The 15,650-nt window shown below is 42.4% G+C and carries 19 protein-coding genes and 1 pseudogene; 11 read left to right on the forward strand and 9 right to left on the reverse strand.

All coding sequences use genetic code 11. The annotated features are described in order from the left end of the window. Positions 1-94 precede the first annotated feature (94 nt). Positions 95-624: pseudogene (gene sigZ, locus AC07VD_RS11155) on the reverse strand (RNA polymerase sigma factor SigZ). A gap of 135 nt (positions 625-759) precedes the next feature. Here sigZ and AC07VD_RS11160 point away from each other — a divergent pair. Beyond that, positions 760-1,740: an aldo/keto reductase gene (locus tag AC07VD_RS11160; RefSeq protein WP_494721793.1), complete on the forward strand. Its 981-nt coding sequence runs from the start codon at positions 760-762 to the stop codon at positions 1,738-1,740. A gap of 161 nt (positions 1,741-1,901) precedes the next feature. Here the strand turns inward: AC07VD_RS11160 and csn are convergent, their stop codons facing one another. After that, positions 1,902-2,735, reverse strand: coding sequence for a chitosanase (gene csn, locus AC07VD_RS11165; protein WP_085186596.1), 834 nt, complete (start codon positions 2,733-2,735; stop codon positions 1,902-1,904). 443 nt (positions 2,736-3,178) lie between these two features. Between csn and AC07VD_RS11170 the strand changes: the two genes are divergently transcribed. Both AC07VD_RS11170 and AC07VD_RS11175 read left to right on the forward strand, forming a co-directional pair. Beyond that, positions 3,179-3,442 carry a CD3324 family protein gene (locus AC07VD_RS11170; protein WP_015384191.1) on the forward strand — a complete coding sequence of 88 codons (264 nt, stop codon included), beginning with the start codon at positions 3,179-3,181 and terminating at the stop codon, positions 3,440-3,442. 136 nt (positions 3,443-3,578) lie between these two features. After that, on the forward strand, positions 3,579-4,400 hold the full coding sequence (locus tag AC07VD_RS11175; RefSeq protein ID WP_494721792.1) for an alpha/beta hydrolase: 822 nt from the start codon (positions 3,579-3,581) through the stop codon (positions 4,398-4,400). 382 nt (positions 4,401-4,782) lie between these two features. On the opposite strand, the gene AC07VD_RS11180 is transcribed toward AC07VD_RS11175, so the two are convergent. From AC07VD_RS11180 to AC07VD_RS11190, 3 genes are all read right to left on the reverse strand, one after another. Continuing rightward, the gene (locus AC07VD_RS11180; protein ID WP_014664754.1) at positions 4,783-5,139 is read right to left on the reverse strand and encodes an SH3 domain-containing protein; all 357 of its coding nucleotides are present in this window, start codon (positions 5,137-5,139) and stop codon (positions 4,783-4,785) included. Positions 5,140-5,191: 52 nt separating this feature from the next. Then, positions 5,192-5,551 (reverse strand): SH3 domain-containing protein, encoded by a 360-nt coding sequence (locus AC07VD_RS11185; RefSeq protein ID WP_119899611.1) that lies wholly within the window; start codon positions 5,549-5,551, stop codon positions 5,192-5,194. Between the two features lie 376 nt (positions 5,552-5,927). Then, positions 5,928-6,314, reverse strand: coding sequence for a VOC family protein (locus AC07VD_RS11190; RefSeq protein ID WP_024571544.1), 387 nt, complete (start codon positions 6,312-6,314; stop codon positions 5,928-5,930). Positions 6,315-6,578: 264 nt separating this feature from the next. Between AC07VD_RS11190 and AC07VD_RS11195 the strand changes: the two genes are divergently transcribed. Genes AC07VD_RS11195 through AC07VD_RS11215 form a run of 5 tightly spaced genes read left to right on the forward strand, consistent with a single transcriptional unit; the run spans position 6,579 to position 8,896 of the window. Next, entirely contained in the window at positions 6,579-6,824 is a 246-nt protein-coding gene (locus AC07VD_RS11195) for a hypothetical protein (RefSeq protein WP_014477469.1), read from the forward strand. A 17-nt stretch (positions 6,825-6,841) separates the two neighbouring features. Continuing rightward, positions 6,842-7,210, forward strand: coding sequence for a spore coat protein (locus tag AC07VD_RS11200; RefSeq protein ID WP_009967868.1), 369 nt, complete (start codon positions 6,842-6,844; stop codon positions 7,208-7,210). An 18-nt stretch (positions 7,211-7,228) separates the two neighbouring features. Further along, on the forward strand, positions 7,229-8,365 hold the full coding sequence (locus tag AC07VD_RS11205; RefSeq protein WP_021480189.1) for a zinc-dependent alcohol dehydrogenase: 1,137 nt from the start codon (positions 7,229-7,231) through the stop codon (positions 8,363-8,365). Positions 8,366-8,383: 18 nt separating this feature from the next. After that, positions 8,384-8,581 carry a hypothetical protein gene (locus tag AC07VD_RS11210; RefSeq protein ID WP_014480384.1) on the forward strand — a complete coding sequence of 66 codons (198 nt, stop codon included), beginning with the start codon at positions 8,384-8,386 and terminating at the stop codon, positions 8,579-8,581. 15 nt (positions 8,582-8,596) lie between these two features. Then, complete coding sequence (locus AC07VD_RS11215) at positions 8,597-8,896, forward strand: spore coat protein (protein WP_124058755.1); 300 nt, start codon at positions 8,597-8,599, stop codon at positions 8,894-8,896. A 238-nt stretch (positions 8,897-9,134) separates the two neighbouring features. Here AC07VD_RS11215 and adhR read toward each other — a convergent pair whose 3' ends face one another. Beyond that, positions 9,135-9,557, reverse strand: coding sequence for an aldehyde stress transcriptional regulator AdhR (gene adhR / locus AC07VD_RS11220; RefSeq protein ID WP_004398725.1), 423 nt, complete (start codon positions 9,555-9,557; stop codon positions 9,135-9,137). A gap of 182 nt (positions 9,558-9,739) precedes the next feature. Here adhR and AC07VD_RS11225 point away from each other — a divergent pair, with 182 nt between their 5' ends. The 3 genes from AC07VD_RS11225 (at position 9,740) to yraA (ending at position 11,754) form a co-directional block, all read left to right on the forward strand. Then, positions 9,740-9,934, forward strand: a complete 195-nt coding sequence (locus AC07VD_RS11225; RefSeq protein WP_024571542.1) for a carboxymuconolactone decarboxylase family protein — start codon at positions 9,740-9,742, stop codon at positions 9,932-9,934. 128 nt (positions 9,935-10,062) lie between these two features. Continuing rightward, positions 10,063-11,112, forward strand: coding sequence for an NAD(P)-dependent alcohol dehydrogenase (locus tag AC07VD_RS11230; RefSeq protein ID WP_134156173.1), 1,050 nt, complete (start codon positions 10,063-10,065; stop codon positions 11,110-11,112). A 132-nt stretch (positions 11,113-11,244) separates the two neighbouring features. Then, entirely contained in the window at positions 11,245-11,754 is a 510-nt protein-coding gene (gene yraA, locus AC07VD_RS11235) for a cysteine protease YraA (RefSeq protein WP_003229836.1), read from the forward strand. A gap of 41 nt (positions 11,755-11,795) precedes the next feature. On the opposite strand, the gene sacC is transcribed toward yraA, so the two are convergent. From sacC to levF, 3 genes are all read right to left on the reverse strand, one after another. Beyond that, a complete protein-coding gene (sacC, locus tag AC07VD_RS11240) occupies positions 11,796-13,829 on the reverse strand; it encodes a levanase SacC (protein ID WP_217018160.1) in 2,034 nt (677 codons plus the stop codon). A 158-nt stretch (positions 13,830-13,987) separates the two neighbouring features. Then, positions 13,988-14,815: a PTS fructose transporter subunit IID gene (gene levG / locus AC07VD_RS11245; protein WP_134156167.1), complete on the reverse strand. Its 828-nt coding sequence runs from the start codon at positions 14,813-14,815 to the stop codon at positions 13,988-13,990. A 21-nt stretch (positions 14,816-14,836) separates the two neighbouring features. Next, the gene (gene levF, locus AC07VD_RS11250; protein ID WP_014477476.1) at positions 14,837-15,643 is read right to left on the reverse strand and encodes a PTS fructose transporter subunit IIC; all 807 of its coding nucleotides are present in this window, start codon (positions 15,641-15,643) and stop codon (positions 14,837-14,839) included. Positions 15,644-15,650: the final 7 nt, after the last annotated feature.

The following is a 15,650-nucleotide window of genomic DNA, read 5'->3' on the forward strand; positions in this document are numbered from 1 at the left end:
TTATATTATACATGCATCTCTTGCAAACATCAAAGGGAAAATGCTCTTCATGCGGATGGACTATTTTAAAGGAATAACTGACTTTGTTCATCAGTTATTCCTTTAAAATACGAAAGTCTACGATATTTCCATATCGATCCGCTTCAATATGACAGCACCCCTCAAGCAGCTGTTTTAATTTTCCCCGTCCGCGTTGTACCCTTGATTTTGCTCCTGAGTAAGAAATGCCGAGCTTTTCACTCAACTCTTTCTGTGATAACCCCTGAAATTCAGTTAACTCGAGCGCCTCTCGATACTTTTCAGGCAACCGTTTGATGGTCGATCGAATACACACAGCTGCTTCCTTGGTGAAATTTTCTTCCTCTGCACTGTTATTAAAATGTAGATCATCAGGCAATATTTCGCTTGTTTTTTTGTACGGTAAAAATCAATAATCGTATTTCTAGTGATCCGATAAATCCAGCTGTCGATCTTTTGTTCATCGATCAGATTTGGGAGATGCACTTGTATTTTCATAAATACGATTTGCAAGAGGTCATCAACGATAGATTGATCGTTAACCCTTTGTGAAATATATGTTTTTAACGGCTGATGAAATTGATCCCATAGATCCTCTATATTCATTTGAAAAAACCTCCTATAATTTTGCGTCTGCTTTACATTTGCTTCGTCTTTTTAATCGTAACAAAGAGCGAAACAATTGTTGAATCAATTGTATTGCAGCTGTTGCAAAAAATAATGATAAAGGAGAGGTTTGTTGTGGAGTATACCTATTTAGGGAGAACAGGATTGCGGGTGAGCCGTTTATGTTTAGGCACGATGAATTTTGGAGTTGATACAGACGAAAAGACTGCGTTCCGTATCATGGATGAAGCGCTTGATAACGGCATCCAATTTTTTGATACTGCCAATATTTACGGCTGGGGCAAAAACGCAGGATTGACAGAGAGCATCATTGGAAAATGGTTTGCACAAGGAGGACAGCGCCGCGAGAAAGTTGTTCTGGCGACAAAAGTATATGAACCGATTTCTGATTCGAATGACGGGCCAAATGATATGAGGGGCTTGTCTCTATACAAAATCAGACGTCACCTGGAAGGATCACTGAAGCGGCTTCAGACAGATCATATCGAATTGTACCAAATGCATCATATCGATAGGCGGACACCGTGGGATGAGATATGGGAAGCTTTTGAGACTCAGGTTCGCTCCGGCAAAGTAGACTATATTGGATCCAGTAATTTTGCAGGCTGGCATTTAGTTAAAGCGCAAGCTGAAGCTGAAAAACGGCGATTCATGGGACTCGTCACTGAACAGCATAAGTATAGTTTATTAGAACGAACAGCTGAGATGGAAGTGCTGCCGGCTGCACGGGATCTTGGTTTAGGAGTAGTGGCGTGGAGTCCCCTTGCAGGAGGGCTTCTTGGCGGGAAGGCATTGAAAAGCAATGCCGGAACTCGTACAGCAAAAAGAGCAGATTTAATTGAAAAACATCGTTTACAACTCGAGAAATTTTCAGATTTATGCAAAGAACTAGGAGAAAAAGAAGCAAATGTGGCTTTGGCATGGGTGCTGGCAAATCCAGTTTTAACTGCTCCGATCATCGGACCACGAACGGTTGAGCAGCTGCGTGATACGATAAAAGCCGTTGAAATCAGTCTGGATGAGGAGATTCTCCGCATATTAAATGATATCTTTCCCGGACCTGGAGGAGAGACACCTGAGGCATACGCCTGGTGATACATTCATTACTCAATACTGACATTTTTCTTAAATATTTATGCTGAACTATCATATATAGGAAAGACAAGGGCTTGTTTGTCTCTTGTCTTTTCCACATCGTGCTGAAAATGCTGGCTAAACATCGATAAGAAACGCTGACGTTTTACTCATTCAATTGCTTATTTGATTACGAAATTACCGTACTCGTTTGAACGAACATGAATCGGTCCGTTTAGATTATAGTTGTTCTCCTTGGCGATAGAGCGAAGCACGTCCACACGGGCAACTGATTCTCTCCATTCGTCACGGGTGTCATGATTGGCCGGATTCATCAGATCGTCATAGCGTACGTCCAAGAATTTATTTAACCACTTCTTCTCGTCTATTCCGTCTTTAGGTGATCCGCCCGCTTTTTTGTTCGTACGTTTAATCAAGGCATAAAAAGAGTCAGGGTCATCACCATCGCCATGCTGAATAACCGTATCGTACATCACAGCTCTTGCCAATGCTGTTTTTAGTCCGGCATTATCCGATCGTTTCATGGCAGGCTGATAATACAAACGGTCATTTACTTTGTCTTGGGCGGCGCGAAATTCCTTATCATTTGCAAGCGACTTCCAAGCAGAAGCGAATCCCTTGAGATTGCTTGTATCATCGCTTTCTTCCTTGGCCAGACGGCGCAATTCAGGCAGATACTTTTTCAGTTTGTTATTCGGAACTGCCTTTGTGTATACTTCCACTACTTCCAATGCATCCCCGGTAGCCGTTGTAAAGCCTGCCCGTCCGCATGTATAGCCTCGCCCATCATCCAATCGCTCTACATATCCATATTGGATCTCCGTTGTGCCGTTTTCAAAGATACTTGTCAGCTGTTCCGCCCGGCGCTTTTGATCTTTATTCAGTCCCGCCGCAAAAACCGTTTCGCTCATTATCAGGGTAAAAAACATGGTGAAAACAAGTAATGAGATCGCTGCCTTTTTCCAAAAATCTGCTTTTTGCATACTGATTTTCATTTTACTTCCCCTTTCTAAATATTGTAAATACAGACTCAGTATACATGAAGAAACTGCCCTATTGTTGAAAATACATCAATTTGTCAATATTTTGAATCTAAAGTAATATAGCTTAAATCTTACTCTTTTCATTGCCAATCAGCCTTAGCCCCTCTCACTGGGAAGGTCCCTTGATTTTCATACTGCTTCAACTTTAATTAACAAGATGCCATAAGGCTTTACTCTATTTTATAATGGAAGTGATCATAGAAAATCGTTAGGGAGGTGATGTAAATGGCAAGCAAGATGAGAATGCCAGATTCCGCAACGTCCCATGCAAAGCCTATTATTAGGAAGGCGATACTTTGCATGGGGTAGACTTTCTAAAAGATCGCCCAAGTAAGCTTTTCTGATATAGTGGCTTTGCACCTTATTTGACATAAAAAAATAAGGAGCTGGCAGAAATGGCATATGTAAAAGCAACCGCTATTTTACCTGAAAAGCTGATATCGGAAATTCAAAAATATGTTCAAGGAAAAACAATATATATCCCTAAACCTGAATCCTCTCATCAAAAATGGGGTGCGTGTTCAGGAACAAGAAAGCTGATCGATGACAGAAACGCTTCTATTAAAAAAGCATTTAAAAACGGCAAAACCATTCATCAATTATCTGATGAATATCACCTCTCTGATGAAACAATAAAAAAAATTGTCTACTCTAAATAAACAAAACGGAAGCACTGATGAAAAATCATCAGTGCTTTTTATATGGCGAGTTTGTTTCTTAGTTATTTCCTGCATATGATACCATTGGCCAATTGTGTAAAGTTAAGGGAGATGAGAAGAAAGGAAGGTCCTACAAATGACGATAAACAATGGAACGTTGCAAGTACCCGGCGCGAACATCCACTATCAGGTGCGTGGCTCAGGTCCAATCATTCTTTTGGTCCACGGCGGAGGCGGTGATGCCGACAAGTTCCATCATGTTGCCAATCATCTGGCTAACTGGTACTCGGTTGTTACTTACGATCGCCGCGGCCATTCCCGCAGCAATCTCGCCAATCATATTGAGGATTACCGTGTGGAAACACACAGTGACGATGCTCACCGTCTTCTAGCCAAAATCACCAATAAACCGGCATACGTATTTGGAAGCAGCTCCGGGGCTGTTATCGGGCTTGATCTGTGCATACGCCATCCCGAACAAGTACATGTCATGATCCCACACGAACCAATCTTATTGCAGCTTCTGCATGGAAATGAGCTGAAACAAGCCGAGCAATTCATGGAAGACCTTAAGAAAAATCATCGAAGTGAAGTCATTAAATTAATGTCAAGATTAGAGACAGACGAACAATCAAAGGCTGTCCTGACAAAGCGGCTTCTCGGCAATTCAACGTATTTCACTGAGTATGAAATTCAAGGAATTCTCAACTATACATTAGATTTCGAAGCATTAAAAACTGTGTTTACATCTTCACCGATAAAGGTACTCCCAGCTGGCGGAAGTGCTTCTCGGGAGCTTTTCCCCTATCGTTGCGCGAACGCCCTAGCGGAACAATTGGAAACAGAATTGGTTGAATTCCCCGGAAATCATACGGGGTACACAATGCATCATAAAGAATTTTCTGAGAGGTTACACGACATGTTAGAAAAAGAAAAGAAACATACGTGTTCAAAATAGGACAGGTAAAACTAACTATAGAATTAGAGAAGATTTCACGAAGCGTAAAAAGAACTTTTCACTAACGAGAACGCAATGTGAGATGTCTAACCAAAGTGATATTAGGGATTTCATCGAAAAATAGGTTTGTACATTACGTTCTCCTATTGATTATTTCCTATTTTAATTCCGTATTTTATACCATTAGATACAACTCTAAAGCGGCTCGTTATTTTGTCCTCAACAACAACCAGTGTCTAACATCATGAATCTCTTTTGAAAATTACCACAAATGCAGGTATGGAAGACTTCATCGCAGCAAAAACCATACCAACTAATGTTGTTGGTATGGTTCGTCCTAGATAGGCCCTTAAGAAGAGATTCTATTGTACGGAGTATTTAACTAATTGCATTTGTAACCGACAGGGCCGTCTGATCCTGTGTACACATATGTGTCAGACACATATCCAATATTCACGATCCCCCGGGAATCTTTCCACTGGATTTGGTCCCAGATATTACTCGTTCCATACTTCCCTGTAACAGTCGTTCCATAAGCGTAACAATAATAAGGAACACGGGAGCCGCTCGGAATGGAAAGCATAATAGGATAATTTGTACCAGGACCGCTGCGCATATTGACAGGCGCACCGCTGCTTGTTGAGACAGTAAAGTACTGAACGGCAAGTGCCTGACTGGAAAAAATGAATAAAGATGCAATCATCACGGTTAACATACTCAGCATTTTCAGTTTAGTCAATGTCATCCCTCTTTCTTCAATTCCTTCATTTTAAGAAACGATAGAACATATGCTACCAGCTGCATTTAGGAACAACCGGACCGTCTGAGCCTGTATACATATATGTATCAGAGACAAATCCAGGAACGATCTCCCCGCTGGCAAGCGTCCGCTCTGTGTAATTCCAAATATTGCTCGTTCCATATTTTCCAGTTACAGTTGTACCGGTTTTGTAGCAATAGATCGGGATGCGGGTTCCGCTCGGAATGGTCGTTACAATTCCCCAACTTGTACCTGGGCCGCTGCGCATATTGACAGGAGCACCGCTGCTTGTTGAAACCGTATAATACTGAGCCGCAAGTGCATGGCTAGAAAAAATGAACAAAGATGCAATCATCACCGTTAGCATACTTAGCCTCTTTAGCTTATTCACTTTATACCCTCCCCATATAAATGCCGTGCGTTTGACTTTCTTACATCCAGTTAAGGATTACTTTCAGATACCATGCCCCCTCCCCTCCCATATATTTATCAATGTACCATAAACTAGATCTTTCAAAAGTGGAATTGTTCCTATGTTTTCGACAATTAAGGATACAAAATAAATGGTAGTCAGGCTTGATATTGATGGTGCGTTACATTTGGCCCTTAATCATTTGTCTAGTCATCAAAAAACGGACACCATACAAATCAGCGTAAATGCTGCAAGTTCAGTGTCCGCAACCTATTATGACTTTGCTTTCTTTTACCAGGGCGTATAAAAATGATAAGGTACGTTACGTTATTCTATGATTTTGCGAGTCGAAAAATCATAACATTTTATATATTTCAATCAGGTTATGATCTGGATCTCTGAAGTGAGCAACTCGGGCACTCCATTCCTTGCGATCATGCGGTTTATTCACACATTTAACTCCTTTTTTGTGTAAATCGTCATACATTTTATCAACATCTTCTACCTTAAACTGAAGCAAAAATTTTGATTGAGCTTCTCCTTCCAACGATTTTTTTCCCTCTCCAACGATTTCAGCCATCGTTTCTCGAGATAAAAGCTCTATTTTCGTTTCCCCATTATCAAAGAGTGCATATTCCATTTCATTCTCTAACCAACTTATTGGAAGTCCTAATGAATCTTTGTAAAACTCGACGCTTTTCTTAAAATCATTCACCAAAAGTCTAATTTGCAACAGCTTCATATCGAGTGCCTCCTATAAAACCATACTTTTTACTGGTCATCCAATTTAATGATATAAAAGGAAACCTGACAGCACTATGTCAAGTTTACATAAATAAATTTCCATACTTCACCTTTATTTCAGATTTAAGTGCAGTTTAGTGCAAGTCATAAGAACGGGCAAAAACAGCAATTCTTAAAACAAAAAATGACACCGAGTGTACTTTCTGTATGCTTCATCGTCATTTCGGGAAATGTAACGTTGATAAAAGGAGGTTACATCAATATGGATCATCAAACATTGGCAGCTCACGAGGCTGTTGACTTACATGAAATCGTGAACTTTAAAACACTTTGTATAGCGAAATCAAAGTTAATGCAAGGACTTGTGTTTGACCAAGAACTGAAGGACTTGATGCAAAAAGATGTGCAGCAATCCATTCAAGACCTTACTGAATTACAGGCGGTTTATGAGCGTGCCTCATTTCAGGCCCCTGTCCCTCAAAGCCGCCCAACGCCAATCATCAATTGAAAGGAAGGTAAGCCTCTTTGAATAATGATCATTTAGACCCCATTAATTCGCTGAATGTGCCTGAACTAGCAGACACTACATTCGCGATGGATTTTCTTATACGAGCTAAGGAAGGCGTAAGGAATACTGCTGTAGCTTTGACAGAAACCGCTTCACCAGATGTAAGAGCCTTGCTGCGGAAACAGCTGATGCAAGGAATTGCAATGCACCAAGAGATTACGGAACTGATGATCAGCAAAAAATGGTTCCACCCATATGAGCTGAGCGAACAGTATAAGCTGGATCAGCTCTCTGCAAAAAACACGATCATGGTCGGCAATATGAACCTCTTTCCTGATGAAACAAATCGTAAAGGGATGTTTGACCGGACACCTGATGAACACTAACACTGGAGGTTGTACAGCATGAAGGCAGTAACGTATCAAGGCATTAAAAATGTTGTTGTCAAAGATGTCCCCGATCCAAAGATTGAAAAATCCGATGACATGATTATCAAAGTCACCAGTACAGCCATTTGCGGATCAGATTTACACTTAATCCATGGATTGATTCCTAATCTCCATGAAGACTATGTCATCGGCCATGAACCGATGGGAATTGTTGAAGAAGTTGGGCCAGGGGTTACAAAGGTCAAAAAAGGTGACCGCGTCATTATCCCTTTTACGATCGCCTGCGGTGAATGTTTTTTTTGTAAAAACCAGCTGGAAAGCCAATGTGATCAGTCTAATGACAATGGGGAAATGGGTGCTTATTTCGGCTATTCAGGGCAAACTGGCGGTTATCCAGGCGGGCAAGCTGAATATTTAAGAGTGCCGTTTGCGAATTTTACCCATTTTAAAATCCCTGAATCTTGTGAGGAACCCGATGAGAAATTAAGCGTGATTGCCGATGCCATGACCACCGGCTTTTGGAGTGTGGACAATGCCGGCGTAAAAAAAGGCGATACAGTTATCGTTCTCGGCTGCGGACCAGTCGGCCTGTTTGCTCAAAAGTTTTGTTGGCTAAAAGGCGCAAAACGCGTCATAGCAGTTGACTATGTAAACTATCGCTTACAGCATGCGAAACGTACAAACAAAGTAGAAATCGTTAATTTTGAAGACCATGAGAATACAGGGAATTATTTAAAGGAAATCACGAAAGGCGGAGCGGATGTAGTCATTGACGCTGTTGGGATGGATGGTAAAATGAGCGATCTCGAGTTCCTTGCCAGCGGCTTAAAGCTTCATGGCGGAACAATGAGTGCATTGGTCATTGCCTCTCAAGCTGTTCGCAAAGGAGGAACCATACAAATTACAGGTGTGTACGGAGGCAGATATAACGGTTTTCCGCTAGGCGATATCATGCAGCGAAACGTCAATATACGCTCTGGGCAGGCTCCTGTGATCCACTATATGCCGTACATGTTTGAACTAGTATCAACGGGCAAAATTGACCCGGGAGATGTTGTCAGCCATGTCCTGCCGCTTAGTGAAGCCAAGCATGGCTATGACATTTTTGATTCAAAAATGGATGATTGTATCAAAGTTGTGTTAAAGCCTTAAAAAACGGAGGTTACAGAAATGGAATATGCCTTACACGAAGTGCTTGAGGTTCAGGAAATGACTGCTTTCAAGACACTTTGTTTGACGAAATCTAAAACAATGAAAGCACTGGTATCTGATCCGAAGCTGAAAGAAATCATGCAGCAAGATGTTGATATCACCACACGCCAGCTGCAGGAATTTGCCTCTATTTTATCTAATGCAAAGCACGAATGAGGAGATGAATAAATCATGAATCCTATCATTGAATATCTGACCGGCATGAATGTTCTAACAGACCAAATCATTGCTATGGACTTATTAATTGCAGCAAAAAACGGAGTCAGAAATTATGCGATGGCAGCCACTGAAGCCGGAACGCCTGAAGTGAAAGAGGTCCTTATCCGCCATTTGGAAGAAGCCCTTGATATGCACGAACAACTCTCGAGCTATATGATGGAAAAAGGCTGGTACCATCCTTGGAACCCTGACGAACAAGTCAAGCTGAATTTAAAAAATATTGATACAGCCATTCAATTGCCAACCCTTTAACATACAATGACTGATTTGCTGAGGAACAGTATTGATTGGCCACAACTGTTCCTCAGCTTCAAAATGAGCACTGTTTGTTCGGGTCCTATGATCGTAAATAGATTAACCCGCTTTTTTCCATCTGATCTCCGATAATGTTTGCAAATTCTCCAATCAAATAAGAATTCGTAACCACCTCTTTTTATGCGATTTCTTGATGGAGAAAACTTTAACCTGCCCTCTTCACACGCAAAGAATGCTACCTTCTTTGCTCCACTGATCCGTGAAGACTTTCCGTTTTAGGCCTGCTTTTGAGCTTTGCCTCATTTTCACGCAATTTCCCATCATAATCTTTAATTTTTGTGTCTAATCTCTTAATTGTTTCATCAATTTCTTTCCGCTTCTCTATCAGCCGCTGTCGTTCGTCAGCCAGGATATTTTTTCGAGCTTCTACCGTACGGTCACCTTCGGTAAATAATGTTGTATATTCAATTAGCGCTTCTATCGATAGTCCCGCATTTCGCATGCATTTAATAAATTCAATCCATTTGATATCTTCTTCATCATAGTCGCGAATGCCGCTGTCTTTTCGTTTTACAGGCGGGATTAATCCTACACGTTCGTAATATCTGAGTGTTGCGGCTGTCAGGCCAAACTGCTTTGCCACCTGAGCAATATTCATTATCTTCACCTCTCTATCCTGCATGTTGTGAAGGTAACACTTAAAGTTAACTTTAAGTCAAGCTCAAGACAAGTGGTTAGCTGCTGAATCTGGGTTTATATATTCGGGACTTGCTTTAAAGCACACTTTAAGCTCTATACTTCTCCATGCAATAAAAACAGTGTAGATGGGGGGATTGCTGAATGGCAAATAAACTAACTGCCGGAAGAGAACAATTAGGAGAATTTGCGCCAAAGTTTGCTGAACTTCATGATGATGTCCTATTCGGTGACATTTGGGCAAGAGAGGAAGAACTTTCCCCCCGAGATCGCAGCATGATTACAGTTTCTGCGTTAATTGCTGACTGTAGCTCACCTTATAAATCAGGTTCATTTTAAATGTTATTTTTAAAAAACCCTTGCCTTAAAGCAGACTTTAAGGTTTATCGTTATGTTGAAGACACCATAAAACATAAATAAGTGCATGTTTTTTTACAACACTTATGATGAAGAAAGGAAAGGTTCATATGTGTAATCAACATCAAACCCGTGTATTAAGCGTGGCACATGCAAAAGCCAAATTTGAACAAACGACGATTGAGCGAAGAGGATTACGGCCGCACGATGTCTTAATCGATATTAAATTCAGCGGTATTTGCCATTCAGACATTCATAGCGCTTTTGATGAATGGGGCGGTGGCATCTTCCCAATGGTGCCTGGACATGAAATAGCCGGTGTTGTAACAGCCATTGGAACAAAAGTCACCAAGTTTGCTGTCGGGGACCGCGTTGGTGTCGGCTGTTTTGTTGACTCTTGCGGAGAATGCGAATACTGTCTCAACGGAGAGGAACAATTCTGCACGAAGGGTGTTGTTCAAACGTATAACTCAGTAGACTACGACGGAAACCCCACTTATGGCGGGTACAGCCAAGAAATCGTTGTCACTGACAGATTTGTTGTTCGCATACCAGACCGTTTGGAAATGGATGTTGCCAGTCCGCTGTTGTGTGCAGGTATCACAACGTATTCCCCGCTGAAACACTGGAATGTTGGCCCTGGTAAAAAGGTTGCGATTGTAGGCGTAGGTGGCCTTGGACATTTGGCGATTCAATTTGCACATGCGATGGGGGCAGAGGTAACCGTCCTGAGCCGTTCCATGAATAAGAAAGAGGAAGCTCTGGAACTAGGTGCAAATCATTACTTTGCAACAAGTGACCCAGCTACATTCACTGCATTGGCCGGGCGTTTTGACGTGATCTTAAATACGGTATCGGCAAATCTCAATGTAGATGCCTATTTATCAATGCTTCGTATAGACGGGACACTTGTAAACGTTGGAGCTCCTGCCAAGCCGGACACATACAGTGTGTTTTCCCTAATCATGGGGCGCCGCAGCATTGCAGGTTCTCTAGTCGGCGGAATTCAAGAAACTCAAGAGATGCTGGATTTCGCAGCTGAGCATGGCATCGAACCTAAAATCGAAGTCATCGGAGCTGACCAAGTGGACGAGGCATACGAACGTATCCTCCGAAGCGATGTCCGTTATCGATTTGTGATTGATATTTCCACATTGTAATAGGTTAGTCCTTATATGGGCTGACCCGCTTTTAATGAAACTCACGAAAAACGATCTCGTTAAGCAAATATTTTGAAGGCCGGTCAATCTTCCTGTTATTCTATGAATAGAGAGTTATTAGGAGGGTTTTTTATGAGCAAAAAAATTGCAGTTCTTGTTACAGACCAATTCGAAGACATCGAATATACAAGTCCGGTAAAAGCATACGAAGAAGCTGGCTACAGTGTTGTGGCTATCGATTTGGAAGCCGGCAAAGAAGTTACCGGTAAGCATGGCGAGAAAGTAAAGATTGACAAAGCCATCTCTGATGTGGATGCAAGTGACTTTGATGCACTTTTAATTCCTGGGGGATTCTCTCCGGATTTGCTTCGTGCAGATGACCGTCCGGGTGAATTCGCAAAAGCATTTGTCGAAAACAAAAAACCTGTTTTCGCAATTTGCCACGGCCCGCAAGTACTGATTGATACGGATCTTCTAAAAGGCAAAGATATCACAGGCTACCGCAGCATCCGCAAAGATTTAATCAATGCCGGTGCAAACTACAAAGATGCAGAAGTAGTCGTCAGCCACAACATTGTCACAAGCAGAACACCTGATGATTTGGAAGCATTTAACCGCGAATCTTTAAATTTGTTAAAATAACGAGAAGGCACAGACTGTTCGGCTCTGTGCCTTTTTTAAAATTAAGACTCCTTCTTTACATTCTGAAAGACAGCAGTCGCGTCCCACACATTCAAGCCAAATTGGCCTTCTGAAAATGCGGAATCATTTGCATCAATCACAAGACGATCATCTAAATAGATTTTAAAGCGATCGCCCTCGGCCTCTGTTTTCAGATGATACTTTTTATTAACGTCTATCGGTGTTTTGTATTCAGCAATGACAGAAGCAGCACCGTTCTCAAATTTAAAGAATTTCACTAGGTCATGCTTCGAATCTACATTGGCAAGGTAACCGTTTTTGGCATCTTTGTCAGAGCGAAACATTAGTGCTCCTGCCCCTCTTCCGTTTCCATCCTTAATGGTGATATCAGATTCATAAGTGAAGTCTGACCCGGATGCTGAAGACAAGATAAAGGAATCTCCGTCCGACCTCCCTTGTTTCCCCTCAATCGTGTCGGCCCACGTGCCATTTACAGTCGTCCAGCCAGTCATATTGGACATAAAAGGTGACGTTCCCCATACCTTTTTTAAAGGGTGTATGGTTAAAGATTTTACCTTTACACCGCCATTTGCAGCATATAATTCAAGCCCTTTGCTTGATCGGTCTGGGAGAATAATATCCGTTATGACCTGCTTTCCGTCATTCCCAAATACTTCAACCGAGGAGCGGTCAACAAAAATGCGCATCTTAACCTTCCCATTTACCGGCTTCAATGGGGCTGTTTCTTTTCCGGTGTTGAAGGCCGGATTAAAGGTGTTGTTGCCCGACTCGCTCCGGTCAACGAACAATTTGGCGTTTCTTCGGTCATAGCCGACCTTCGTAAATTGATTTTCACCTGTTCGGACCTTAAAACCAAATTCAGCAGCTGAACCAGGGCTTACTTTAAATTCTGCATTTATTTCATAGGCATCTCCAGATTGCCCCGTTAACACATTATGACTTGCAGGCGATATGGTCAGATTCTTCCACTTCTTAGAGGTTCCGCGAATGGTTTCCAGCTCTTTCACTGGTGTTTGGACCACTCTAACCCCTTCGGTAAACGCTTTCAATTTTAACTCTCTTGGAATGGACGTTGCACTTCTCCATGGGGATGTCGTAACATCATTCGCATATTGCCAATTGCTCATCCACCCTAACCATAGCCGGCGGCTGTCTGTGGCTGGAATATCAGACCAGGATACAGCTGCGTAAAAGTCTCTGCCGTAATCCGTCCAGAGAACTTTGTCTGATGGGTTTTCATTTTTAAAATGAGTTCCATCAAAGTCCCCTACGAAATATTGCATACCTGATCCTCCCGAAACCGCTCCGTTTCCGACACTGACTTGCAAGACCCATTTTTTTTGATTCGGTTTGCCATCTACCGGTAGCTCAAATAAATCCGGACATTCCCATACTCCCCCGTGGCTTCCTTGCCCCTGTCCAAATTCACTTGCATACGCCCACTGTTTCAGATTTTTTGATGTATACATGAGAATTCGGTCACCAGCTGCAAGCACCATTACCCACTTTTTTTCTTTCTCATACCAAAAGACTTTTGGATCGCGAAAATCTTTTTTACCTGGGTTTGGAATGACAGGGTTGCCAGCGTATTTCGTCCATGTTCTTCCTTTGTCGTTGCTATAGGCAATACTTTGCACTTGATGGCCTTCCCGATCCTGTGTATAAATGGCCACAAGCGGCTTCTCTTTGCCTGTTTGAAAACCGCTTGTGTTATTTTTATCTACAACTGCGCTTCCAGAAAAGATCGTGCCTTTTTCATCCGGATAGAGCGCAACAGGAAGGTGTTCCCATGTAACCAAATCTTTGCTGACGGCATGCCCCCAATGCATGGGCCCCCACTGAAGCCCGTATGGATGGTATTGATAGAACAAGTGATATTCCCCAGCATAATATACCATTCCGTTTGGGTCATTCATCCAGTTTGCCTCCGGTGTGAAGTGATATTGAGGACGGTAATCCTCATCATAGTAGCTTGAATCGGCTGCATCTGCCGAAAATGCCATAGTCAACAGCAGGGTGAACATGATCATGACTTGAATAAGTCTCTTTTTCATTTGTTCCTTCGCTCCTCTCTTCATGTTTGAACACTTTCAAGAGAGACTGCTGCGCCCAAGCTGGTCCGTTTCTGGCAATTCTCCTCTGTTTCGCTGTTATCCGAATGATTTATATATGAAAAGACTGCTGCAGGTTCTCTCTCTTTCCTTCACACACCTTATGCTAAGAATCCAGCCCAATACCCGAGAATCCCGATGACAAAGATGCCGCAAATAATGAGAAGTGGATTCACCCCTTTGCGAAGCATCCATGCCACCAATAACGTTAATCCGAGAGGCAGCGCCCCCGGCATAATGCTGTCTAGCACGTTTTGTACCGTTTGAACATCTACTTTTCCGCTTTCATCCTTAATCCTGGATACAACGATTGGAATGTTGATGGTGGTCCATTTGGACACGAGAGCCCCCATAACAAATAACCCGAGAATCGAAGCGCCCTCTGTAAGCTTTTGAATGCGATTCCCCGCTAAATCCTGAAGAATCTCCATTCCTTTCACATAGCCATACTTTAATCCATAATATTTTATGCTTAATCTTATGGCATTCAGCAAGAAAAAGAATAGCAAAGGGCCGGCAATGTTTCCTCCTAAAGCAAGGGAGGCTCCTAGCGCAGCTAAGACAGGACGAATCGTTCCCCAGAAAATTGGATCGCCTACGCCCGCTATTGGTCCCATCAAACCAATTTTCATTCCGCTTATCGCTTTTCCGTCAATTCCTTTATTGTTCGCCATTTCTTCTTCCATGGCTGCCGTCACGCCAAATATAGGCGCTGTCAGCCACGGATGTGTATTAAACCATTCCAAATGCCGCTGCAAGGCTTCGTTTCTTTTCGCTCCGGGACCGTACAATTTTTTGATCGCCGGTATCATGACATAACAATATCCCATTGCCTGCACACGTTCGAAGTTAAAGGAACCGAGCAAAAAATTTGAACGAATAAACATGCTGAAAATTTCTTTTTTCGTTAATCGTTTTTCTTTCTCCATTTTTTCTTCCCCCCTCATCGTTTAGGCATCAAGATCATCATCGTCATCATAAACAGCAACACTGCCACTGTCTGATGCGGCCGCGACTGCTCCGTGAGCGCTTTGTTTTTGCATCACCTGCTGGTATAAAAGCGCCAGACAGAGACCAAGGGCTCCAAATCCCACTAAGTTAAAATCGGTAAACGCCGCTAATAAGAAACCAATATAGAAAAATGGCTTTAAATAAGGAATATTCATCATATTGATCACCATGGCATACCCGACAACCACAATAATGCCTCCGCCTATTTGCAGTCCTTTTGTAATGACATCAGGAATATTTCCCAGGAACGCCTGAACAGCGCTGACACTAATTAAAGCAACAATCAATGTAGGAATCATGACGCGCAAAGCTTGAAACACCATCGCGGTAATATGCATAATTTCAATTCCTTTTATATTTCCCGCTTTTGCATATTGATCAGCGCGGTGGATGAAAAAGACAGTGATCGTCCGAACAAAAATCGTCAGCGCCTGACCCGCAGCTGCTAAAGCAACAGCGACAGCAATCCCTTCGCCAATTCCCTGATCAGCGGTAATAACTAAAATGGTTGAGATGACAGAGGCGATCGCTGTATCAGGTGCCATGGCAAGCCCGACGTTCATCCAGCCGAGCGCCATCAGCTCCAGTGTGCCTCCAAGAATAATTCCCGTTTTTAAGTCCCCGAGCACCAAGCCAACTAACGTACAGGCCACAAGCGGCCGGTGTGTCTGCCCTTCATCCAATACACTTGCGATTCCGGTGATTGCTGCAATGATTAACAACAAAATAATTTGTAATGAAGACATATTCTCA

This window comes from Bacillus sp. GW821-FHT01G09 (genome assembly GCF_059422205.1).

What these genes read in the sequence shown, in the direction of transcription:
- AC07VD_RS11230 (WP_134156173.1), top strand. Translation starts at nt 10,063, where the DNA reads ATGTGTAATCAACATCAAACCCGTGTATTAAGCGTGGCACATGCAAAA.
- levF (WP_014477476.1), bottom strand. Translation starts at nt 15,643, where the DNA reads ATGTCTTCATTACAAATTATTTTGTTGTTAATCATTGCAGCAATCACC.
- AC07VD_RS11175 (WP_494721792.1), top strand. Translation starts at nt 3,579, where the DNA reads ATGACGATAAACAATGGAACGTTGCAAGTACCCGGCGCGAACATCCAC.
- adhR (WP_004398725.1), bottom strand. Translation starts at nt 9,557, where the DNA reads ATGAATATTGCTCAGGTGGCAAAGCAGTTTGGCCTGACAGCCGCAACA.
- AC07VD_RS11170 (WP_015384191.1), top strand. Translation starts at nt 3,179, where the DNA reads ATGGCATATGTAAAAGCAACCGCTATTTTACCTGAAAAGCTGATATCG.
- AC07VD_RS11225 (WP_024571542.1), top strand. Translation starts at nt 9,740, where the DNA reads ATGGCAAATAAACTAACTGCCGGAAGAGAACAATTAGGAGAATTTGCG.
- AC07VD_RS11210 (WP_014480384.1), top strand. Translation starts at nt 8,384, where the DNA reads ATGGAATATGCCTTACACGAAGTGCTTGAGGTTCAGGAAATGACTGCT.
- AC07VD_RS11190 (WP_024571544.1), bottom strand. Translation starts at nt 6,314, where the DNA reads ATGAAGCTGTTGCAAATTAGACTTTTGGTGAATGATTTTAAGAAAAGC.
- levG (WP_134156167.1), bottom strand. Translation starts at nt 14,815, where the DNA reads ATGGAGAAAGAAAAACGATTAACGAAAAAAGAAATTTTCAGCATGTTT.
- AC07VD_RS11215 (WP_124058755.1), top strand. Translation starts at nt 8,597, where the DNA reads ATGAATCCTATCATTGAATATCTGACCGGCATGAATGTTCTAACAGAC.
- AC07VD_RS11205 (WP_021480189.1), top strand. Translation starts at nt 7,229, where the DNA reads ATGAAGGCAGTAACGTATCAAGGCATTAAAAATGTTGTTGTCAAAGAT.
- AC07VD_RS11195 (WP_014477469.1), top strand. Translation starts at nt 6,579, where the DNA reads ATGGATCATCAAACATTGGCAGCTCACGAGGCTGTTGACTTACATGAA.
- csn (WP_085186596.1), bottom strand. Translation starts at nt 2,735, where the DNA reads ATGAAAATCAGTATGCAAAAAGCAGATTTTTGGAAAAAGGCAGCGATC.
- yraA (WP_003229836.1), top strand. Translation starts at nt 11,245, where the DNA reads ATGAGCAAAAAAATTGCAGTTCTTGTTACAGACCAATTCGAAGACATC.
- sacC (WP_217018160.1), bottom strand. Translation starts at nt 13,829, where the DNA reads ATGAAAAAGAGACTTATTCAAGTCATGATCATGTTCACCCTGCTGTTG.